We start from the raw sequence: 4,216 nt of genomic DNA, 5'->3' as shown, positions 1-4,216 counted from the left end.
CTATGCCATGCTGTGATGTAACTAACTTCGACAACACTATGTTCTCAACGTTCTTTCGTTGACGACCGGGGAAGAGAACCACCACAGTATAGTATCTTTGCTTCAACTAGGCAATATTTTCCTACCTCTCTTTTGGCTTTGGCTGGAATCAACCACGGAACCCGATAATCACCCGTTTCCAACCAGTTTGCCGCTGCCAAAGCATAAGCAAGACCCAGGGCTTGCTCGTGAATCTTGCCATCCGGATAAGGAAAGAAGCTGTATATGATCTATCATATCTTTCCCTTAAAGAAGCCGAAGGAATCCCGCTTTGCATATGTCTACGACGCTGAAATAAGCGTAACTTTAAATGCCAATTATGGGCTGCTATCAATATGACGTCTTTGATCCAATTACTGGAGTCTTACCATGAGCATGGCAAAAGCCAATCCAACGACAGATCATGAACTCAAGCAAGGAGTTGACCTCCTGCACGATCCCAGATTGAACAAAGGAACAGCGTTTACGCCGGAAGAACGGGATAAGCTGGGTCTACGCGGGCTGTTACCACCCAAGTATATCCCGATCAAAGAACAGCTGGAACGGGTATATGAAAACTACAGCCATAAAGAGACTGACCTGGAGAAATATATCTACCTTATTGGTCTGCTTGACCGCAATGAAATCCTCTTTTATCGCTTACTGGACGAACACCTTGAAGAGATGATGCCCATTGTGTACACGCCCACCGTCGGTTTAGCCTGCCAAAGGTACAGTCGCATCTTCCGGCGCCCCCGGGGACTGTGCATCACCTTGGAAGATCTGGGACGAGTAGACGAAATATTAGCCAACTGGCCCTACCCGGACATCCGCATTATCGTGGTTACGGATGGTGAGCGCATTCTTGGGCTTGGTGATCTCGGTCTTAATGGCATCGGAATTCCAGTTGGCAAGCTGAGCCTTTACGTTGCTGCCGCCGGCATTGATCCCTGCAAAACCCTGCCTGTCTGTCTGGATGTAGGCACCAACAACGAGGAGCTGCGGCAGGACCCCCTCTACCTGGGGCTGGACCGTCCCCGCGAGCGCGGTGATGCCTACGACGAACTAATTGACGAGTTCGTCCAGGCGGTTCGCGCCCGCTGGCCACACTGCATCATACAATTTGAGGACTTCGGGAATACCAATGCCTTCCGACTCCTGGAAAAATATCATGATGAGGCGCCGGTCTTCAATGACGATATCCAGGGCACCGGTGCTGTCATACTAGCCGGTCTGTTGGGGGCGCTGCGCATTACCAAACAGCGCCTGTCCGACCAGCGCATTGTTTTCCTGGGCGCCGGCGAAGCCGGTATCGGCATCGCCGCGGCGATTATGACCGGGATGAAAGAAGAAGGCCTGAACGAAGCGGAAGCCAAGCAGCATTTCTGGCACGTGGACTCTAGAGGGCTGGTCACCCGCCAGCGCCCCGGGGAACTGGAACCCCACAAACTGCTTTTCGCCCGCGATGAGCAACCAATCAGTACTTTAGGAAGAGTAGTGGAAAGGGTCCGCCCAACGGTATTGCTGGGTGTCTCAGGGAAACCGGGACTTTTCAATGAGATGATCGTACGTGCTGCGGCCAGGCACATTGAGCGACCCATCATCTTCGCCCTCAGTAATCCCACCTCCAAGGCCGAGTGCACCGCGGAACAGGCCTACCGATGGACCGAAGGCCGGGCTATCTTCGCCAGCGGCAGCCCCTTCGACCCCCTTACTCTCAATGGCCGCTTCTTCCGCCCCGGACAGGGAAACAATGCCTACGTCTTCCCCGGCGTCGGCCTGGGAGCTATCATCAGCGGTGCCAAGCGGATAGTCAACAGCATGTTTCATCAGGCCGCCATGGCCCTGGCCCGGGTCGTTTCCGACCAGCTGCTTGAGGAAGGAAGTGTTTATCCTCGTCAGTCGGAGATCCAGAAGGTATCGGTAAACATTGCCGCCGCCGTGGCCCGTGAAGCCTACCGGTTGAGTCTAAATAGTGAACCTGAGCCTGATGACCTGGAGGCATATATCCGGAACTGGGTCTGGAAACCCGAATATAAGCCGTACGTCTAGCCGAGCTTCATCGGAGAGGATAACAGCCTCCTTCGAGCCCCGATTATAGATCCTCCTCTATGCAGAGCCGGATAATCCTCAACACTCCCCTGATAAAGCGAATGATAAGCGCTTTGCCCGGTGTCGATAATGGAAGGGTGGTTATCAATCCGGGTAGCCCGGGAACGCTTACGCTGATAGTGAACCAGCTTCACATCGGACAGGACGAGGTCCAGATCCCCCTGCAACTCCATCTCGGCAGTAGTCCCGACTATAGGGGCATTGGCACGAGTCTACGCCTGACCAACTGGCATATTCGGGACGGAAGCCTCTGGTTCACTCTCAGGCAAATCGGGAATCTCCCCGGCGCACTCTTCCGGCCTTTCCAGGGGGCCCTCATCAAGCTGCTGGACGGGATCGTCCAACAGCGGTATGGAAACGCGGTGCAGCTCCAGCAACAGGATGGCCAGCTCGGCATCCCCCTGGCTGCATTCCTTGATCGATGGGGAAATCTTTATCCGCCCATCCGGGTAACGGGCATTGAGGTGAACGACGGAGTGATTCTTCACCTAGGTTAAGATAATTGATTCGGATGTCGATGACACGCGGGTGCCCGCGGAGGGGCATTCTCAGTAGATTTTCATAGACTGCACTGGTTATCTACGTTCCCGCTAAAATTGATTGCGCCGAAAACTTATCGTTGCAAGCCTCCCTGGCTAGCCCGTAAGATAGATTTGACGGCCCGCTTGCCGCTTTAAAGGGGATCGCGCAATAGTGTACCGGTTTATAAGAATCCTCTATATCCTGCTGGCCCTGCCGGCCCTCCTCACCGCCTCAGTCACAGTGCGTGGGAAAGTACTTGACGGGAGTAGCCAGGAACCGATCGTGGGCGCCAATGTGGTGGTGATGGGAACCGACGAAGGAGGGGCCACGGACATCGAAGGCTGTTTCGAGTTTCCCACCACACATTCCTACCCCTTCACCCTGGAGGTTACCCATATCGGTTTCCAACGCAAAGAAGTGTATGTTTCCGTAGACACGCTTTTAATTATCACCCTGGAACCGGCTTTTCTCATGGGTGAGGATGTCATCGTCATAGGCGATCGGTCTCAGGTGGGGGCGGAGGTATCGTCGGCAATCAATGTGCTGACCTCCCGGATGATGGAAAGCTACGGCGCGCGAGACGTGGGCGATGCCCTCCGTCCCCTACCCAGTGTGGTCATCAATGCCTCCGCTACCGGCAAACAGACCGTGAGTATTCGGGGTAGCAATCCCAACGAAGTCGCCGTTTTCCTGGATGGACTCCGGCTTAACGATTCAAATACTGGAATGGCTAATCTCTCAGCCATTGATTTAAATGATCTGGAGCGGGTGGAGGTAGTGAAAGGCGGTTCTACCACCCTTTTCGGACAGGGGTCCTTTGGCGGAGTTGTGAGCTTGACCTCTCACCTTCCCGACAGCAACCAGGTTACCTTTTCCCGCGGCTACGGCCTCACTGACGCCAGCGATCAGGACCTGAGTTTTTCCGCCTCGGGACGGCTGGGAATCTTCGCTGCCGGGGGACGTTATTCAGGGAAATCTCGCCGATATGACGGTAACACCCTCTATACTAATCTCTTTAACTCCATGTCTGCTGCCGCCTATCCACGCTTCGGAGAGCTGGTCGCTAAGCAATACCGACTGAATAATTATCTGGAGCTGCCAGTCGGCGGTGAGGCACAAAGTGACCATATGGCCCTCACGACCCTCACCTACAAAGGTTCCCTGCTTGGCTCTTCAGATTGGACCTTTTTCCTCGGCTACCGGAATTGGGGGTGGACCGATCATTTCTTTACCAACCTGGAACGCCAACTTGAGGAAGGAAACGTTACTGGCCGCATCGCCAAGCAAATTATTAACAGGAAAATGAGCAGCATTCTCCAGCTGAGTTATGAAGAACAAAATTTCAACGGTAACAACAGCCTCTACGATTCCGTTCTGGAGACGTTCATCCATGACTCAGCCCGACTGGAACGAATTAATCTGGGCTATGCTGCCGTAATGCGTATTATTGATGAAGATCTCAATCCCTTAGCCTCCCAGGTCCGTCTGGAAATAAGCTTGCGCGGTGACCAATTCATCACCAATCACCTGCAGGATACCTGGACAACCGACCTCTCCGGGATCA

General features: G+C 53.8%; 3 protein-coding genes. All 3 read left to right on the top strand.

Annotation, left to right across the window (positions count from 1 at the left end; translation table 11 throughout):
• Positions 1–408: 408 nt before the first annotated feature.
• On the top strand, positions 409–2,070 hold the full coding sequence (locus tag ACETWG_11640) for an NAD-dependent malic enzyme (GenBank protein MFB0517238.1): 1,662 nt from the start codon (positions 409–411) through the stop codon (positions 2,068–2,070).
• Positions 2,071–2,129: 59 nt separating this feature from the next.
• Positions 2,130–2,627 (top strand): hypothetical protein, encoded by a 498-nt coding sequence (locus tag ACETWG_11635; GenBank protein ID MFB0517237.1) that lies wholly within the window; start codon positions 2,130–2,132, stop codon positions 2,625–2,627.
• Between the two features lie 196 nt (positions 2,628–2,823).
• The coding region (locus tag ACETWG_11630) for a TonB-dependent receptor plug domain-containing protein (GenBank protein ID MFB0517236.1) at positions 2,824–4,216 on the top strand (1,393 nt) is incomplete at its 3' end.

It is taken from the genome of Candidatus Neomarinimicrobiota bacterium (assembly GCA_041862535.1).
Classification (GTDB): Bacteria; Fidelibacterota; Marinisomatia; order SCGC-AAA003-L08; family TS1B11.
The sequence above is the reverse complement of the archived record's forward strand: the minus strand, read 5'-3'. Positions and strand labels throughout refer to the sequence as shown.

Bases quoted from the DNA above. Each gene is read 5' to 3' on its own strand.
- ACETWG_11635 (MFB0517237.1), top strand. From the start codon at position 2,130: ATGCAGAGCCGGATAATCCTCAACACTCCCCTGATAAAGCGAATGATA.
- ACETWG_11640 (MFB0517238.1), top strand. From the start codon at position 409: ATGAGCATGGCAAAAGCCAATCCAACGACAGATCATGAACTCAAGCAA.